Below are 17,803 nucleotides of genomic sequence, written 5' to 3'. Positions count from 1 at the left end.
CTCAGTTTCCCGCGCCGGCCGTGGTGCTGGCCTGGTTGAAGTTGTCCTGGGTACGGCGCGTCTCGAACGGCTTGGTGGTGATCGCGTACGGCTCCTCGCCGATCGCGGTCAGCGCGTCCTGGGTCGACGCCCCGTCCTGCTTGGCCGCGAGGAACCGGTCGAAGTTCTCCGGCGAGACGACCCGCAGCTCGAAGTTCATGAAGGCGTGGTAGCTGCCGCACAGCTCGGCGCAGCGGCCCACGTACGCGCCCTCGGACTCCAGCGAGGAGACCTCGAAGACGTTGCGGATGCTGCCCGGCATCACGTCCCGCTTGAACAGCATCTCCGGCACCCAGAAGGAGTGGATGACGTCGCGGCTGGTCTCCTCGAACCGGATGGACCGGTTGCTCGGCAGCACCAGGATCGGGATGACCTCGCTGGTGCCCAGCACGGAGGCGGTGGTGTTGGCGTCCACACCCTGGCCGTCGCGGTAGTTGAACTGCCAGTTCCACTTGAAGGCGACCACCTCGACGGTCACGTCGGGGTTGTTGGTGGTCTTCACCACGTCGGTCTGCACGACCGCGGTGTAGTAGAAGAGCACGGCCACGACCAGCACCGGCGCGATGGTGTAGAGGAACTCCATCGGCAGGTTGTATCGGGTCTGCACCGGCAGCTCGTTGCCGCGCTTGCGGTAACGCACCACGCACCAGAAGATCAGGCCCCAGACGAAGACGCCGACCACCAGCGCGGCGATGCACGAGGCGATCCACAGGTCGTACATCCGCCGGGATTCCGGCGTGATGCCGCCCTGGGGCCAGCCGAAGCCGCCGAACGCCGCGCCGACGTCACAGCCCGTGAGCAGGACCAGCAGCGCCGCCCCGCCGAAGCCGAGCCCGGCAAGACGCCCGGCGCGACGCCCCCGACGCCCGACGGCTCCTGGGGATGCGCTGCTCCGCACGGCCGTCGGCCGTACCTCCGAACTCCTTGCGACCACCTGGTCCTGCCTCCCTAGCGCGCCGCGGTGCTTCCTCGGTCCGGCCGGCTCCGCCGAGCGGAGCCACCACACCAGCGGCAAAGGCGTCACCGACGGTCGCAGATTACTCGACCATGACGGGCTCGACCCGGTTGGGGTCAGTCTCGGCCCTGGACGGGGGATCTTGCGCGGACCGAGGCGATAGCGTGGGCAGACGTGATTCCTTCCCCGGTCTACCTGGACGCGGCCACCGCCGCGCCGCTGCATCCGGTCGCCCGGCAGGCGCTGCTGGTCGCCCTCGACGACGGTTGGGCCGACCCGGATCGGCTCTACACCCAGGCCCGCCGCGCCCGCCAGCTGCTCGACGCCGCCCGCGAGGCGGCGGCGGACACCCTCGGCGTACGCCCCGACGAGCTCTCCTTCACCCCCAGCGGTACGAGCGCGGCGCACGCGGCCGTGCTGGGTGGCCTGGTCGGCCGTCGGCGTGTCGGAGCAAGGCTGGTGCACTCGGCGATCGAGCACTCGGCGGTGTTGCACGCCGCCGAGCAGCACGTGGCGCGGGGCGGCACCACCACCGAGGTGCCGGTCGACCGGTCCGGCCGGCTGGACCTGGACGCCTGGTCGGCGGCGGTGGCGGGGCCCGGGGTGGCGCTGGCCGCGCTGATCGCCGCCAGCCACGAGGTGGGCACCGTGCAGCCGGTCGAGGACGCGGCGGCGGCCTGCGCCGAGGCGGGGGTGCCGCTGCACGTCGACGCCGCCCAGGTCGTGGGGCGGGTACCGGTGCCAGCCGGCTGGTCGGTGTTGACCGCGAGCGCCCGCAAGTGGGGCGGTCCCCCGGGCGTCGGGCTGCTTGTGGTCCGCAAGGGCACCCGCTGGGAGTCGCCGTGGCCGTCGGACGAGCACGAGTCGGGGCGTACGCCCGGCACGGTCAATCTGCCGGCGGTGGTCGCGGCGGCGGCGAGCCTGCGCGCGGTGGCGGCCGACGCCGACGCCGAGGCGGCCCGGCTGGCGCCGCTGGTGGACCGGATCCGGGCCCGGGTGGCGGCCGACGTGCCGGACGTGGAGGTGGTCGGCGACCCCGAGCGACGGCTGCCGCACCTGGTCACCTTCTCCTGCCTCTATGTCGACGGCGAGGCGCTGCTGCACGCGTTGGACCGGCGGGGCTTCGCGGTGTCGTCGGGCTCCTCCTGCACCTCGTCGACGTTGCGCCCGTCGCACGTGCTGGAGGCGATGGGGGTGCTGTCCCACGGCAACGTGCGGGTCTCGCTGCACCGGGGCACCACCGAGGCGGACGTGGACCGCTTCCTCGCCGAGTTGCCGCAGATCGTGGCCGACCTGCGGGCCGAGGCGGGGGTGGTGGGGCTGTGACGACCCCCGACGAGGTGCTCGACTGTCTCGGTCAGCGGTGCCCGCTGCCGGTGATCGCGCTGGCCCGCCGGCTGCCGTCCCTGCCCGTCGGCGCGGTGATCCGGGTGCTCGCCGACGACCCGGCGGCAGCGGTGGACATCCCGGCCTGGTGCCGGATGCGCCAGCAGGAGTTCCTGGGCGCCGCACCCGGCTCCGGCTACGACGTCCGCCGGTCGACGTGAAAGGAAGGGCACCTTATTAACGCCTCGTGCATAGCCGGGGTCCCCTACTAACAACGCGACCTAACACCGCGACGGCGCGTCGACCCAGAGCAGTCGCAGCCGACGACCGGTGCGCGAAAAGATGCGTACGGCGGTGTCCGGGCTCCGGAAGCGCCCGGTGAAGGCACGGTCCTCGCCACAGACCAGGGCACGGCCGTCAGGGAACGCCAGGCCCCAGGCGAAGATGCCGCCGTCGGTGCGGTCGCCGTACTCCTCGCAGATCGCGAACCGTCGTGGCGCGAACTCGTCGACCAGTTAGACCAGCATCAGGTGAAACTCCTCGGGCGAGCCGAGCGGTGGCGGTGGCGACTCGCTAATGACCCCTCCGCGCTGCGGTGGTTGATCGGCGCGGAGCTGGGCCGATATCGGCGCGAGGCGGCGATGAGGCTCACCGAGCTGGCCGACCGCACCGGCATCGGCAAGCCGAAGCTGGGCCACATGGAGACCGGGCGCTACCAGCAGTTCCCCGACGACATCGCGGCCGTGTTGAGCGCCTGCGGCGGGGACCAGCCCGCGATCGACCGACTCACCGCGCTCGCCACCCGGTCGGACGCCAAGACCTGGTGGGCACCGTGGGCCAACGTGATGCCGGACTGGTTCAAGACGTACGTCGGCCTGGAAGGTCTCGCCGACGGCGCGTTCGTCTTCGAGTCGATGGTGATCCCCGGCCTGCTTCAGACCGAGAGCTACGCCCAGGCCCTGACTCTCGGCACCGGCTTCGTCCGTCCCGATCACGCCGAGCGCTTCGTGTCGTTCCGGCAGACGCGGGCGCAGCGGTTGACCGACGACGATCCGCTGACCCTGCACGCGGTCGTCGGCGAGGCCGCGCTGCGGCTGCGGGCAACGGGGACGAGACGCGGCGGGCCCAGCTCGCCCACCTGGCGGCCATGTCGGAGCTGCCGAACGTGACGGTGCAGGTGCTGCGCCCCGAGGACGGCCCGCATGCCGCAACTCCGTTGGGCAAGTTCGTCCTGCTGGACTTCGCCCACGTCCGGCCGATCGCCTACACCGAGGTCCTCGACGGGGCGATGTACGTGCAGGACCCGGACGGCGTACGGACCTATAAAATGGTGGCCGACAACCTGCGCCAGGTCGCCCTCTCGCCCGCCGAGTCGCGCGCATTGATCAGGGAGTTGGCCGGCGCGGCCTAGCCCCGGAGGCCACCGTGTCCACCCCCGACCTCTCCGCCGCCCGGTGGTTCACCAGCAGCCGCAGCGCCAACAACGGCGACTGCGTCGAGTGCGCGATCCTGCCCGATGCGATCGCGGTACGGGACAGCAAGGATCGCTCCGGCCCGGTGCTCGTCTTCTCGCACAGCCAATGGTCGGTCTTCGTCACCGACCTCACCACGCATCGTCGGCCGACTGATCTCGGGTAGTCGACAGGACGACCATCGACTCTCACCTCTGACCCGATCGCGTCATCGATGGCCGGAGGAAGGCCGGACCTCGTGTCGACAGCGGTCGGCTCTCGATCCCCTCCGCCGTAGCGGAACCGCGCAGGATCGAGAGCCGGGACGCCGTACCGATGGTGCAGTGGTCAGGGCAGCAGGTGCGGGCGGACCTCGTCGGCGGCCTCGTCGCCGTACGACTCGGCGAGGCGCTTGACGAACAGGTCGCGGCGGACCTGGTACTCCTGGGTGCCGACGGTCTCCAGAACCAGGGCGGCCAGCAGCGAGCCGACCTGCGCGGCGCGCTCCAGCCCGACGCCCCAGGAGAGCGCGGTGAAGAAACCGGCGCGGAAGCCGTCGCCGACGCCGGTGGGGTCGATGGCCTGGGCCTCGCGGGCGATCGGCACGTGGATCGGGGCGAAGTCCCGCCCGGCGATCTCCACGCCGTGCTTGCCCAGCGTGGTGACCCGGATCCGGACCCGGTCCAGCAACTGCGCGTCGCTCAGCCCGGCCTTGCTCTGCAGCAGCGACTTCTCGTAGTCGTTGGTCATCAGGTACTCGGCGCCGTCGATCAGCGACACCACGTCCTCGCCCTCCATCCGGGCGAGCTGCTGGGACGGGTCGGCGGCGAACCGGTAACCGCGCTCGCGGCACTCGGCGGAGTGGCGCAGCATCGCCTCCGGGTCGTTGGCGCCGACCAGGACCAGGTCCAGCCCGCCGAGCCGCTGCGCGACGGGGTGCAGCTCGATGTTGCGCGCCTCGCTCATCGCGCCGGCATAGAAGGAGGCGATCTGGCACATGTCGGTGTCGGTGGTGCAGACGAAGCGGGCGGTGTGCGCCACCTCGCTGATGTGCACCGAGTCGCAGTCCACCCCGTGCCGCTCCAGCCAGGAGCGGTAGTCGGCGAAGTCGGCGCCGACGGCCCCGAGCAGCACCGGACGCAGGCCGAGCTGTCCCATGCCGAACGCGATGTTCGCCGCCACCCCGCCCCGGCGCAGCACCAGATCGTCCACCAGGAAGGAGAGCGAGACCTTGTGCAGCTGGTCGGCGATGAGCTGGTCGGCGAACCGGCCCGGGAAGCTCATCAGGTGGTCGGTGGCGATCGAGCCGGTCACGGCGATCTTCATGGCAACCCTCGGGGTCGGGATCAGGGCGCGGTCAGCCTACCGGCACCACGCCCGCCGAGCGACCAGCCCGCCCAACCTCCCCCACCGACCACTTACCCACCCACCACCCCAAACCATCCCGCCCCCGACCAACCCACCAACCACCCTGTCCGACCGCCCGGCCGGCAAGGTTGATCAAGGAGTTTTCGCCCTCCCGGCCACCCTCACGTGACCAAAACCTCTTGATCACCGCCGGCAGGCGGGGGGAGCGCGGAGCGCGGGTGGGGGTGGGTGGGGGTGGGGACGCGCGACGGCGGAACGGCCCCCCGGGGGCCGTTCCGCCGTCGTCGGAGGTTGGAGACTCAGCTGAAGGAGTCGCCGCAGGCGCAGGAGTTGCCTGCGTTGGGGTTGTCGATGGTGAAGCCCTGGGCGTCGATCCGGTCGGCGAAGTCGATGGTGGCGCCGGTCAGGTAGGGGGCGCTCATCCGGTCGACGACCACCTCGACACCGTCGTAGTCGGTGACGACGTCACCGTCGAGCGAACGCTCGTCGAAGAAGAGCTGATACCGCAGGCCGGAGCAGCCACCCGGCTGCACGGCGACGCGGAGCCGCAGGTCGTCGCGGCCCTCCTGCTCGATCAGGGCCTTGACCTTCTGCGCCGCGACGTCGGTGAGGACGACGGACGTGGGGGCCTTGGCCTCGGTCGACTCGGTCTGCGCTGGCGTGGTCACGTGGAATTCTCCCTGCGCGCGTTCGAAGAAGTGGTCTTCCCCTGGCCAACGTCGTTCGCCGGTCAGCGATTCCCACAGCGGTCCAGCTTCTGATTGTAGGCCGCCGAGCGCCCGGTGACCCGGCAGCGTGACGGGCCCCTCCGGCGCAGGCCGGACACCGGGGTGCGCCGGGGACGAGCTGCGGTCAGCGGCTCCACTGCCGGGCCAGTCGGGAGCCGAGCTCCCGCAGCCCCTGGGCCGGACGTTCCATCGCCGCCGCCAGCCCGCCGCGCTCCTCGCCGCCGAAGTGCTCCACCAGGCTGTACGCGTCGGTCACGCCGACCGACGCCGCCTCGCGCCGCCCGGTGCTGACCTGGCCGGCGAGCACGACGCAGGGTACGCCCCGGTCCCGGGCCGCGCCCGCCACCCCGGCCACCACCTTGCCGCGTAGCGACTGGTGGTCGAACTTGCCCTCGCCGGTCACCACCAGGTCGACCTCGTCGAGCACGGTATCCAGCCCGATCGCGCGGCTGACCAGTCCGATGCCGGATTCGCACCGGCCGCCGAGGGCCAGCAGTGCGGCACCGATGCCGCCGGCCGCGCCTGCGCCGGGCAGCGCGCCGAGCCCGCTGGGGCAGCCCGGCAGGTCGCGTTCGAGCACCTCGGCCCAGCGCCCGAGCGCGGCGTCGAGCAGCAGCACGTCAGCGCGGTCGGCGCCCTTCTGCGGCCCGAAGACGTTGCTCGCGCCGTGCAGCCCGAGCAGGGGGTTGTCGACGTCGGTGGCGGCGATCAGGCGGGCGTCGCGCAGCCGGGGCGCCCCGTCGAGCGTGGCGGCGGCGGCCAGCGCGGCACCGCCGTACGGCAGGGCGGCTCCGGTGTCGTCCAGCGGGACGGCGCCCAAGGCGGTGATCATCCCGGCGCCGCCGTCGTTGGTGCCGGAGCCGCCCAGCCCGACGACCACCGTCCGGGCGCCCGCCTCGACCGCGGCGGCGATCAACTGGCCCAGCCCGTACGACGTGGTGGCCTTGGGGTCCCGTTCGGCGGGGTCGAGCAGGTGCAGTCCGCACGCCTGGGCGCTCTCCAGCCAGGCGGTCGCGCCGTCGTCGGTGAGCAGGATCTCACCGGTGACAGCACGGCCCAGCGGATCGGTCGTCGGCACCGGCACCCGCCGGCCGGACAGCGCGCCGGCGAGCACGTCGAGGAAGCCCGGCCCGCCGTCGGCCAGCGGCCTGACCAGCAGATCGTCGCCGGGCGCGATCTCCCGCCAGCCGTCGGCCACCGCGGCGGCGACCTCGGGAGCCGGCAGCGTGCCGGCGAACTTGTCCGGACAGAGCAGTACGCGCATGCCTGGCAGTGTGGCAGCCCACACCGGCTCGGGCGGCACGCTGGTCATGCTGTGGGACCATGGTGGGCGTGACGTCGACCTGGGTTGAGCCCTCCAACACCGCGACTGCGCTGCTGCTTCTCGGCCGTGGCAGCGACCCCGCCACCGAGCGTGGCGTGGAGTGTCCGGGTGACCTGCCGGCACCGAGCGACCCCGATCTGGTGTCCCGGGCGGCGGCGGCCAAGGCCGCGCTCGGCGACCGGGTCTTCGTGCTGGGCCACCACTACCAGCGCGACGAGGTGATCCAGTTCGCCGACGTGACCGGTGACTCGTTCAAGCTGGCCCGCGAGGCCGCCGCACGGCCGGACGCGGAGTACATCGTCTTCTGCGGTGTGCACTTCATGGCCGAGAGCGCCGACATCCTCACCTCGGACGCCCAGCAGGTGATCCTGCCGGACCTGGCCGCCGGCTGCTCGATGGCGGACATGGCCGCGCTGCCGCAGGTCGAGAGCGCGTGGGACGTCCTGACCGAGCTGGGCATCGCGGCGCAGACCGTCCCGGTGACCTACATGAACTCGTCGGCCGACATCAAGGGCTTCGTCGGTCGCAACGGCGGGGTGGTCTGCACCTCGTCGAACGCCAAGCGGGCCCTGGAGTGGGCGTACCAGCAGGGCGAGAAGGTGCTCTTCCTGCCCGACCAGCACCTGGGCCGTAACACGGCGGTGTTGGAGATGGGCTTCTCGCTGGACGACTGTGTGCTCTACGACCCGCACAAGCCGGGTGGTGGGCTGACGCCCGAGCAGCTTCGCGACGCGCGGATGATCCTGTGGCGGGGGCACTGTTCGGTGCACGGCCGGTTCACCCTCGACAGCGTCAACGACGTACGCGAGCGGGTGCCGGGCGTGAACGTGCTGGTGCACCCCGAGTGCCGGCACGAGGTGGTCAACGCCGCCGACCTGGTCGGTTCGACGGAGTACATCATCCGTACGATCGAGGCGGCTCCGGCCGGTTCGGCATGGGCGGTCGGCACCGAGCTGAATCTGGTTCGCCGGCTCGCGCTGGCGCACCCGGACAAGCAGATCATGTTCTTGGACAAGGCCGTCTGCTACTGCTCGACGATGAACCGCATCGATCTGCCGCACCTGGTGTGGGCGCTGGAAGAGCTGGTCGCCGGCCGGGTGGTCAACCGGATCACCGTCGACGCGGACACCGCGCACCACGCGCGGGTGGCGCTGGACCAGATGCTCGCGCTACCGGGCGCCTGATCACTCTCGGCAACCATTGCCGTACACAAAAGTGCCGGATCACCGATAAATGCCCCCAGGGGTAGTGTGACCGGATCCATTCTCATCACAGAGGGCTATGCTGCCGGGCGGACGAGAACGCGGGCGCGTGCGTTTGGCCGCGACCGCACCGTGGGTAGCGACCCGCGGTGACCCACATCGACACGGCAGCACGCACGCGCTGGAGGTTGCGTTGACCGACGACGTCCTGGTCGTACACGGAGGCACCCCGCTCGAAGGGCGGATCCGCGTGCGCGGTGCGAAGAACCTGGTTTCCAAGGCGATGGTCGCCGCTCTGCTGGGCGACAGCCCGAGCCGGTTGTTCGACGTACCCAAGATTCGCGACGTGGAGGTGGTCCGGGGCCTGCTCGGGCTGCACGGCGTCAAGGTGACCGACGGCCTCGAGGACGGCGAGCTGGTCTTCGACCCGGCCAACGTGGAGAGCGCCAGCACCGACCAGATCAACGTGCACGCCGGTTCCAGCCGGATCCCGATCCTGTTCTGCGGACCGCTGCTGCACCGCCTCGGGCACGCCTTCATCCCGGACCTGGGCGGCTGCCACATCGGCCCCCGGCCGATCGACTTCCACCTCCAGGCGCTGCGGGAGTTCGGCGCCACGGTCGAGAAGACGCCCGAGGGACTGCACCTGTCCGCCCCGAACGGCCTGCACGGCACCAAGTTCTCGCTGCCGTACCCGAGTGTGGGAGCGACCGAGCAGGTGCTGCTCACCGCCGTGATGGCCGAGGGCGTCACCGAGCTGCGCAACGCCGCCGTGGAGCCGGAGATCATCGACCTGATCTGCATCCTGCAGAAGATGGGCGCGATCATCAAGGTGCACACCGACCGGGTCATCGAGATCCAGGGCGTGCCCCGACTGCACGGCTACACGCACCGGCCGATCCCGGACCGGATCGAGGCGGCGAGCTGGGCCGCGGCGGCCCTGGCCACCCGGGGTCACGTCGAGGTGCTCGGTGCCGAGCAGGCCGACATGATGACCTTCCTGAACGTCTTCCGCTCGGTCGGCGGCGAGTACGAGGTGACCGACGCCCGCCCGCCGAAGCTGGGGCACCCGGGCCAGGAGGGCGGCATCCGGTTCTGGCACCCGGGCGGCGAGCTGAACGCGGTGGCCCTGGAGACCGACGTGCACCCGGGCTTCATGACCGACTGGCAGCAGCCCCTGGTGGTGGCGCTGACTCAGGCGCGGGGCCTGTCGATCGTCCACGAGACGGTCTACGAGCAGCGGCTGGGCTACACCGAGGCGCTCAACACGATGGGCGCGAACATCCAGGTCTACCGGGACTGCCTGGGCGGCACCCCGTGCCGCTTCGGCCGGCGCAACTTCAAGCACTCGGCGGTGATCGCCGGGCCGAGCAAACTGCACGCCGCCGACCTGGTCATCCCCGACCTGCGGGCCGGTTTCAGCCACCTGATCGCCGCGCTGGCCGCCGAGGGCACCTCCCGGGTGTACGGCGTCGACCTGATCAACCGGGGCTACGAGGACTTCGAGGCGAAGCTCGCCGACCTCGGCGCGCACGTCGAGCGACCCTGATCTCGGCCGGGCACTCCGGCCCCTCCCGGACGGGTCCGGTGCACCGATGTGCACCGGGCTCGCGGCGTTGGCTACCCTTGCCGCGTGCCGTCGCTGTTTCGTCGTAAGTCCGCCGACCTCGCCGATCCCGTCACCGAGCCGGAGACCCCGGCCGAGGAGGAGTCGGAGTCCACTCGTGCGCGTGGTTACACGCCGGGCAAGGGACGGGAGACGCCCAAGCGGCCCGTCACCGGCCGTCGGCCGGCCGGCGCGACCAAGCCACTGAGCAAGGACGAGGCCAAGGCGCTGCGTCGTCAGCGGCGGGCCGAGGCGTCGGCGGAGTTCCGGCGCGAGGGCGGTCCCCGCGACCGGGGGCCGGAGCGGCTGCTCGCCCGCAACGTGGTGGACTCCCGGCGTACCGTCGGCACCTGGTTCTTCGGCGGCGCGCTGGTCGTGCTGATCGGCTCCAACCAGGCAATGCCCCCGGTGATCCGGCTCGCCTCGAACCTGCTCTGGGGCGCGCTGGCGCTGGGTGTGGTGATCGACTCGGTGCTCATCTCGCGCAAGATCAAGAAGCTGGTCCGGGAACGTTTCCCCCGCACCGACCAGCGGATGGGCTCGCTCTACTTCTACGCGATCATGCGGTCGATCACCTTCCGCAAGCTGCGTACCCCGGAGCCTCGGGTCGCCCTCGGCGACCCGGTCTGACCCTTCGGTCGCCGCCGCGCGGCCGGCGACCCTCTCCTGCCGGCGACCGGCACCGGTCACGGCACGCCGAGCAGGCGCAGCACCGCAGCGGTGCCGGCGGCGGCGAGGACCACCACCACGAACGGCGCGCGCCGCCAGGCCAGCGCCACCCCGACCAGCACCCCCGTCGGGCGGGCCCAGCCGGCGAACCCGCCCGCCTCGGTCAGCGCCGCGGTGGCCGCCAGCGCCGCCAGCAGGGCCGCCGCGCCGACCGGCAGCAACTGCCGCGCCCACGCCGGCAGGTCGAGCCGGTCCCGCAGCAGCACCCCGGCGACCCGGAAGGCGTACGTCCCGACGGCCAGCGCCACGATCGCCGCGATCAGCACGGCTCCTTCTCCCCTCGCCCGGCCGGCACCGGATCGGCCCCCGGCACGTCGACCGTCGGTGCGTCGACCGGCTGCGCAGCGATCTGCGGCGGATTGCCCGGCGCGGGAGCCGCCAGCGCGTCGACCGGGATGGAGTCCTGCGGCGTACCGCCCGGCGCGGCGGTCTGCGCCACGTCGACCCGCGTCCGACCGGTCCGGATCCGCTGGACGGCCAGCAGCCCCGGGCCGGCCAGGGCGAGCAGCACCGGCAGGCCGGCGGGGAGCAGCGGCGTGGTGAGCACCGCCACCACGGCACCGGCCAGCGCCATCCGCCGGATCTCGGGATCACGCAGGCTGGGCAGCAGCAGGGCGATCAGGCCCGCCGGGAAGGCCGCGTCCAGCCCGAGTGCGGCCGGGTCACCGGCTATCCCGCCGGCCAGCACGCCGAGCACGGTGCCGGCGTTCCAGGCCAGGAAGAGCAGCACCCCGGCGAGCCAGAACGCCCGGCGGCGGTCGGCACCGGGCGGCCGGGCCAGGGTGAACGCGGTCGCCTCGTCGGTCATCAGGTGACTGCCGAGCAGGCGGTGCCGCAGCCGGCGGCCGATCGTGTCACCGAGGGTCAGCCCGAACGGCAGATGCCGGGCGTTGAGCAGCAGCCCGGCGAGGACGGCGGCGACCGGACTGCCGGCGGCCAGCAACCCGACCGCCATGAACTGCGCGCCTCCGGCGTACACCAGGACCGACATCGTCACGGCGGCCCAGCCGGGAATTCCGGCCGCCACGGCGACCGCGCCGAACGAGGCGCCCACGGCGACCATCGCCGCGGCGATGGCGGCGACGTCCCGGAGGACGCCGGCCCCCGGTGTTCGTTCTGACGTACGCATGGTTCATCATGATGAACACGCCGCTGATGTTCGTCAAATAGAACAGCATGACCGACGGAGCGAACCATGGCCCCCGAACCCACTCCCCCGTTGGCCACCATCGCCGCCGCTCTCCGCTACGAGCGGCAACGGGTGGGCATCTCCCTCACCGAGCTCGCCCGGCGGGCCGGCATCGCCAAGTCGACGCTGTCGCAACTGGAGTCCGGCGTCGGGAACCCCAGTGTGGAGACACTGTGGGCGCTGGGAGTGGCGCTCGACGTGCCGTTCAGCCGGCTGGTCGAGCCACCGGCCACCACGGTCCGGGTGGTCCGGGCCGGGGACGGTCCCCGCATCCGCTCCGAGCACGCCGACTTCGTCGGCACACTGCTGACCGCCGGAGCCGCGCACGCTCGCCGGGACGTGTACCTGATCGAGCTGGAGCCGGGCCGGGTGCGTACCGCCGACCCGCACACCCCGCGCAGCGTGGAGCACGTGGTGGTGGGTGCCGGCCGACTGCGCTGCGGCCCCGAACGGGACCAGGTGGAACTCGGCCCGGGAGACTACGCGACCTTTCCGGGCGACGCCCCGCACCGCTACGAGGCCCTCGCACCGGGTACGTTCGCGGTGCTGGTGATGGAGCATCCCTGACTCGCGACGGGTGCCGCGACGGCGAGTTGACCAAGGGTTGCGGATCGCTGGAAGTCCGACCCGATCAAAGCCCTAAATGTCCTGATCAATAGGATAACGTTTGAGTTCGACGAGGGTGCCGCAGTGGCGGTGAACGAGCCCACGCCGCTACCCTCCATGCGCAGCCATTCGGTGCCGGGACGAGCGACTTCACCGGCCCGCAGGGGTGCCCAGCGCGACCATTTCCGACGAGGTGACATCGGCGTGAGCGAGCGGACGCGAGCCGACCACCGGGGCGCGCCCGTGAACGGGCGGACGTCGGTCCCGTGGTCTGCCGTGACCTTGCCCTCCGGTGTCGCGCCGTCCGCCGGGCCGGCCCGAAACCACCATGCCGCAGCCTGCACCGCCACCCGGCGACGTCCCGGCCGCAGCGACAGGCCCCGCGGATGAGTCGCGGCTACGCCGACCGGTGGCCGGGCCCCGCCGATCCGTCCTGGGTCGTCGAACCGACGGCCGAGTGGCAACCCCAGTTCCCGGGCCAGCGATACCCGGGTGACATCGGCCTCGACCACCAGCCGCCACCCGGCCGCAGCCGGTCCAGCGCCGTCGGCCGCGCCGAGGTGCCGCCACTCGCCCCGACGCGGCCGGACGGCACGTACGTGGGCCGGTCCTGGGACGACGAGCCGGACGGCCGGCCGGGACGGCAGGATATCCCGGAGCCCCGACGCCACGACGGGCCCACCAGCGCGCCACCGTACGACCGGTCGCTCACCGGTGCGCGTCCGGAGCGACCCGGCCCCGAGGGCCGATGGTCCGAGCGCGAACGGGACGGGATCACCTGGTCCGAGATGGGCGCCCAGGGTGCCGCCGGTACACCGACTCGCCACGACCAGCGCGACCCCGACCGGTACCCGCCGAGGGAACCGGACCGCCGCGACCGGTACGCCCCACCCGACCAGGACCGCCGCGACCAGCGGGAACCCGACCGCTACGCCCGACGCGACCCGGACCGACGCGACCCACGGGAACCCGACCGGTACGCCCGACGCGACGCCGACCGCCGCGACGCCGACCGCTACGCCCGCCGTGACCCGGACCGACGGGACCCGGACCGACGCGACCCGGACCGTTTCGGCTGGGACGCCCCCGAGCGCGGTGACGCCGACTGGTACGACCGCGATCCGGACCGACGCGACGCCAACCGACGCGACGCAGACCGACGCGACCCAGACCGACGCGACCCAGACCGACGCGACGCAGACCGGCGCGCCCCGGACCGGCGCGCCCCGGACCGACGCGACCCGGACGGCCGTGACCCGGACCGCTTCGCCCGACGCGATCCGGACCGACGCGACGACCGAGACCCCGACCGGTACGCCCGCCGTGGGACCGACCCACGCGACCCGGACCGCTTCGCCCGACGCGATCCGGACCGACGCGACGACCGAGACCCGGACCGCTATGCCCGACGCGATCCGGACCGGCGCGATCCGGACCGGCGCGATCCGGACCGGCGCGACGACCGGGATCCCGACCGCTATGCCCGGCGTGGCCCGGACCGGTGGGACGAGCGCGACCCCGACCGCTACCCCCAGCGCCCACGTCGGTCCGAACCCGTCGGGCGCGACGGCCGCTGGGACCGGGATGCGCCGATCTCCCCGGCCGGACGTGCGGAGCCCGGTTGGGCCTCGGAGCCGGACGACGACCGGCGTCGGCCCTCCGCCGCGCGTCGACCGGCCGAGGACGCCGACCGGCGGCCGACCGGTGAACCCTCGTCACGGCCCCGCTACCAGTGGAGCAGCCACCCCGGTGAGCCGTCGGTCGACGACCGGCCGTCGGTGGAGCGGTACGACTACCGCGACGACTTCAGCGTGGGCGACCCGGACAGCGCCCCGTACCCGGACGGCTACGTCGACGAGGAGCCGATCCGCACCCGCGACGAGTGGGAGCGTCCCGAACCATCGGAACGGGATGCGGCGCCCACGGGCGGGGACCTGCCATGGCCCGCCCCCGGGCCGCTGCGCCCAAGCACCGGACGGGACCACCGCGAGTACCAGCGACCGGCGGTTCCCGAGCCCGGTACCGACCGGCACCGACCGGACGAGCGTCGCCGCGCCGACGACTTCCCGGACCCGGCGGGGCCCGAGCGGTTCGACTCGGACCGCCCGGCCGCCCGACGGCCCGACCTCGACCGGCCCGTCTCCCCGGCTCCCGACGACGACCTCCTGCGGACTGGCCGCCCCCATCTGTCGGTGGTCCCCGACCGACCGGTCTCCCCCGCGCCGGACTCGGACCGCCCGGTGTCGCCCGCCGCCGGTCGCGCCCGGCCCGTCTCGCCCGCACCGGAGCGTGGTCGACCCGACGTCACGCACCGGGACCGGCCGCTCACCGTGGTCCCGGACCGGCCCGACGACACCGATCGCGACCGGGCCACCGGTGGTCGCCCAGATCGGGAAGGTCTCGACCGTCCGGACCCGAATCGGGACCGGCCCGCCGCAGCCGCCGGGAACCGCACGCCGGCCGGGGACACCGTCCGGCCGGCACCACTGCACCAGCACGAGGTACGCCCGGCTCCGCTGCACGAGCACCAGGTTCGTCCCGCTCCCCTGCACGACCAGCCGGTCGTCGCCACCCCGCCGCCGACCCCGGCACCGTCGGTCGCGGCGGCACCACCCGCCGCCGGTCCGTCACCGGTCCGCCCGGTCTCCGCGCCGCCCACGCAGCGCGCCGTTCCGCCGCCACCGGCCCCCGCCACGCCGCCGGTCTCCGCACCACCCAGCCACCGACCGGTCAGCGCCCCGCCGAGCCACCGACCGGTCGCGACACCGCCACCGACCTCCGCACCACCCAGCCACCGACCGGTCAGCGGACCACCGAGCCACCGACCCGCCGTGGTCCCGCCGCCGGTCTCCGCGCCGCCCTTCTCCGCGCCACCGAGTCAGCGTCCAGTCACCGCACCGCCAGCGACCTCGACACCGCCGAGTCACCGCCCGGTCTCCGCACCGCCCACGCACGCGCCTGCGGCCGCCGGGCCGACACGCCCGCCCATCGACCGCACGCCGCTCGACCGCAGGCCGATCGAGCAGCCGCCAGCCGACCGCACGCCGCTCGACCGCACGTCGGGCGAGCGGCCACCGGTCGAGCGGTCCGTGTCGGAGACGTCGGAGCCACGGCCCGCCGCCCGGAAGGCGACCCGGTTCCTCCCGCCGCCGGCCGAGCCGGCCGCGCACTCGCCGTCCCCGGCACCGGCGGAGAGCGGAGCCGGATGGTTCGGGGCAGCCGATGCCGGTCCGGCGGTCACCCCCGACCGGCCCGCCCGTCACGGTTCCCCCGAGGCACCTGAGCCGTCGTGGTTCAGCGCCGGGCCGGCCGAGACGGACCGGCCGGTCTCGGCACCGCCGACGCCGTCCCTTTCGACGCCGTCCTTCCGCTCCGATGGCGACATGTCGGCACGCCCGGCCTCCGGGCCACCAGCGGCACCGGTCTCCGGACCACCCGCACGGCCGATCTCCGCACCGCCGGACCGACCCGTCTCCGGAATCCCGGACCGGCCGATCTCGGGGCCGCCGGCCCGGCCGGTGTCCGCGCCCGTGTTCCCGGAGACGTCCGTGGCGTCCGCCGCCGGGCCCTCCGATCCTCACTCGACGGACCCGATACCGCAGCTCGCCATCCCGGTCTCCGCACCGCCGGTCCTCGACACCTCGACGCCGGTCTCCGCACCACCCGGACCGCGCCCGGCGGAGCGGGACGTGCTGGCAACGGTCTCCGCACCGCCCGTCGCCCCGGTCTCCGCCGTGCCCGCCACCCCGTCGGATCGGACGAGCGTCACGGGCATCTCGCCGGAGACGGAGAGGTTCCCGGACCTCGACGACTCGTCGACGCCCGCCGCGCCGGTGTCCGCACCGCCGCACGATCCGACCACGCCGTCGGACACCGACGACATGCTCTCCGGGACCGACCGCCCGGCAGCGGACGCCGACTCGGCAGCGCCAGAGGACGAGCCGGAGCCGGAGGAGCCGGAGGACGAGCCCGAGGCACCGGCCGACCCGGAGCAGGTGCTGGCGCACTACCCCTGGCGGCTCGACCCGACGACGCTGCGTGAACTGGTCGACGATCCCGAGGAACTGCGGGAGCTTCGGCAGGGGCTCACCGACAAGCTCGCCTCCGCCCTGGACAACCGTTCCCGGGCCCGGTTGCTGAGCCTGCGGGCGGTGGCGTCGCGCGTACTCGGAGATCTCGACGACGCGGTGGACGACGGCCGGATGGCGCTGACCTACGCGGAGGCGACCGGCGAGCTGCGGCGGTCCGCGCTGGCGCAGGCCCGGTTGGCGCACGTGCTGCGCTGGCGGGGCGAGTTCGCCGAGGCCGACCGGTTGTTCGCGGAGGCCAACTCGGTAGAGCTGCCGGACCGGTTGCGCGCCGCGTTGCACGAACACGCCGCGCGCTCCTGCTACGACCAGGGCCGCCTGATGGAGGCGTGCCACCACTTCGAGCGCGCCCTCGACCTGCGCGGCGAGGGGGACGCCGAGTTGCTGGCCCGGGTACGCGTCGGGCTGGACGCGATCGCCGCGCGCGCCGAGGAGGGCGGCTTCGGGCCGTACCCACGGAGTTGGGACGAGGTGTTGGAGCGGGAGCGGCCGCCGGTGCCGGCCCGCGACGGCGACGAGGGCCTGTGGGGGTACGCGGACGGCGAGGGTGACCTGGTCGTGCCGGCCCGGTACGCCGAGGCCCAGCCGTTCCGGGAGGGTCTGGCCTGGGTACGCGGCACGCAGAGCGACCGGTGGTCGTTGATCGACCTGACCGGCGAGACAGTGGTCGAGCCCACCTACCTCGCGGCCCGGCCCTTCTCCGACGGGCTGGCCTGGGTGGTGCGCGACGACAGCGGCTGGCTGGCGGTGGACACCGCCGGTGCGGTGGTGGTGCCGCCCGGCTTCGCCGAGGTACGGCCGTTCCGCCGGGGCGTGGCAGCGGTCCGGCGGGACGGGTGGGGTGCCGTCGACCGCACCGGGCAGATCGTGGTGCCGACCCGCTACCACGGTTTCCACACCACCCTCGCCGACGGCCGGTACGTCGACGGTTTCACCGACGAGGGGCTGGCCGTGGTCGACCTGGCCGGACGCAAGGGTGTGGTGGACCGGACCGGTCAGGTGCTGGTCGCCCCGGCCCACCCGGTGCTGCTGATCCATCCGGTGGCGTTCCTGGCCACCAACGGCGTCGGGCAGTGGGGCGCGCTGGACCGGCGCGGCGGGTCGCTGATCGCCCCGGTGTTCCGCAACCCGGACGAGGTCGTCGCCGAGATCGAGGGACTGCTCAGCGACGCCAGCCCGATGCTCTGACCTG

14 protein-coding genes and 1 pseudogene are annotated in these 17,803 nt (G+C 73.3%); 9 read left to right on the top strand and 6 right to left on the bottom strand.

Annotated features, from left to right (window positions below; all coding sequences use genetic code 11):
• Nucleotide 1: 1 nt before the first annotated feature.
• The gene (ctaC, locus tag ABT008_RS13220; RefSeq protein WP_350696240.1) at nucleotides 2-973 is read right to left on the bottom strand and encodes an aa3-type cytochrome oxidase subunit II; all 972 of its coding nucleotides are present in this window, start codon (nucleotides 971-973) and stop codon (nucleotides 2-4) included.
• 195 nt (nucleotides 974-1,168) lie between these two features.
• Here ctaC and ABT008_RS13215 point away from each other — a divergent pair, with 195 nt between their 5' ends.
• From ABT008_RS13215 to ABT008_RS13200, 4 genes and pseudogenes are all read left to right on the top strand, one after another.
• Nucleotides 1,169-2,320: a cysteine desulfurase family protein gene (locus ABT008_RS13215; RefSeq protein WP_350696239.1), complete on the top strand. Its 1,152-nt coding sequence runs from the start codon at nucleotides 1,169-1,171 to the stop codon at nucleotides 2,318-2,320.
• A complete protein-coding gene (locus ABT008_RS13210; RefSeq protein ID WP_350696237.1) occupies nucleotides 2,317-2,541 on the top strand; it encodes a sulfurtransferase TusA family protein in 225 nt (74 codons plus the stop codon). Before ABT008_RS13215 ends, ABT008_RS13210 begins: the two co-directional genes overlap by 4 nt.
• Nucleotides 2,542-2,850: 309 nt before the next feature.
• A pseudogene (locus ABT008_RS13205) lies at nucleotides 2,851-3,731 on the top strand (helix-turn-helix domain-containing protein).
• Between the two features lie 14 nt (nucleotides 3,732-3,745).
• Nucleotides 3,746-3,958 (top strand): DUF397 domain-containing protein, encoded by a 213-nt coding sequence (locus ABT008_RS13200; RefSeq protein WP_350696236.1) that lies wholly within the window; start codon nucleotides 3,746-3,748, stop codon nucleotides 3,956-3,958.
• Between the two features lie 161 nt (nucleotides 3,959-4,119).
• Here the strand turns inward: ABT008_RS13200 and ABT008_RS13195 are convergent, their stop codons facing one another.
• The 3 genes from ABT008_RS13195 to ABT008_RS13185 form a co-directional block, all read right to left on the bottom strand.
• A complete protein-coding gene (locus tag ABT008_RS13195) occupies nucleotides 4,120-5,097 on the bottom strand; it encodes a carbohydrate kinase family protein (protein ID WP_350696235.1) in 978 nt (325 codons plus the stop codon).
• A 341-nt stretch (nucleotides 5,098-5,438) separates the two neighbouring features.
• A complete protein-coding gene (erpA, locus tag ABT008_RS13190) occupies nucleotides 5,439-5,807 on the bottom strand; it encodes an iron-sulfur cluster insertion protein ErpA (protein WP_007072244.1) in 369 nt (122 codons plus the stop codon).
• A 184-nt stretch (nucleotides 5,808-5,991) separates the two neighbouring features.
• Nucleotides 5,992-7,131, bottom strand: coding sequence for a glycerate kinase family protein (locus tag ABT008_RS13185; protein WP_350696234.1), 1,140 nt, complete (start codon nucleotides 7,129-7,131; stop codon nucleotides 5,992-5,994).
• A gap of 68 nt (nucleotides 7,132-7,199) precedes the next feature.
• Between ABT008_RS13185 and nadA the strand changes: the two genes are divergently transcribed.
• From nadA to ABT008_RS13170, 3 genes are all read left to right on the top strand, one after another.
• Nucleotides 7,200-8,375 (top strand): quinolinate synthase NadA, encoded by a 1,176-nt coding sequence (nadA, locus tag ABT008_RS13180; RefSeq protein ID WP_350696232.1) that lies wholly within the window; start codon nucleotides 7,200-7,202, stop codon nucleotides 8,373-8,375.
• Between the two features lie 211 nt (nucleotides 8,376-8,586).
• Nucleotides 8,587-9,942 carry a UDP-N-acetylglucosamine 1-carboxyvinyltransferase gene (gene murA, locus ABT008_RS13175; protein ID WP_350696230.1) on the top strand — a complete coding sequence of 452 codons (1,356 nt, stop codon included), beginning with the start codon at nucleotides 8,587-8,589 and terminating at the stop codon, nucleotides 9,940-9,942.
• Between the two features lie 84 nt (nucleotides 9,943-10,026).
• Entirely contained in the window at nucleotides 10,027-10,629 is a 603-nt protein-coding gene (locus ABT008_RS13170) for a DUF3043 domain-containing protein (RefSeq protein WP_350696228.1), read from the top strand.
• 56 nt (nucleotides 10,630-10,685) lie between these two features.
• Here the strand turns inward: ABT008_RS13170 and ABT008_RS13165 are convergent, their stop codons facing one another.
• Nucleotides 10,686-10,994 carry an AzlD domain-containing protein gene (locus ABT008_RS13165; RefSeq protein WP_350696226.1) on the bottom strand — a complete coding sequence of 103 codons (309 nt, stop codon included), beginning with the start codon at nucleotides 10,992-10,994 and terminating at the stop codon, nucleotides 10,686-10,688.
• Nucleotides 10,988-11,857: an AzlC family ABC transporter permease gene (locus ABT008_RS13160; RefSeq protein WP_350696224.1), complete on the bottom strand. Its 870-nt coding sequence runs from the start codon at nucleotides 11,855-11,857 to the stop codon at nucleotides 10,988-10,990. The genes ABT008_RS13165 and ABT008_RS13160 overlap by 7 nt, the downstream gene beginning before the upstream one ends.
• A 66-nt stretch (nucleotides 11,858-11,923) precedes the next feature.
• Here ABT008_RS13160 and ABT008_RS13155 point away from each other — a divergent pair, with 66 nt between their 5' ends.
• Nucleotides 11,924-12,484, top strand: a complete 561-nt coding sequence (locus tag ABT008_RS13155; protein WP_350696223.1) for a helix-turn-helix domain-containing protein — start codon at nucleotides 11,924-11,926, stop codon at nucleotides 12,482-12,484.
• 425 nt (nucleotides 12,485-12,909) lie between these two features.
• Complete coding sequence (locus ABT008_RS13150; RefSeq protein WP_350696221.1) at nucleotides 12,910-17,799, top strand: WG repeat-containing protein; 4,890 nt, start codon at nucleotides 12,910-12,912, stop codon at nucleotides 17,797-17,799.
• The last annotated feature ends 4 nt before the right edge of the window (nucleotides 17,800-17,803 follow it).

The organism is Micromonospora sp. NPDC002389, from assembly GCF_040296095.1.
Classification (GTDB): Bacteria; Actinomycetota; Actinomycetes; order Mycobacteriales; family Micromonosporaceae; genus Micromonospora.
Note: the sequence above shows the minus strand (reverse complement) of the source record. Positions and strands in the feature narration are given on the sequence as shown.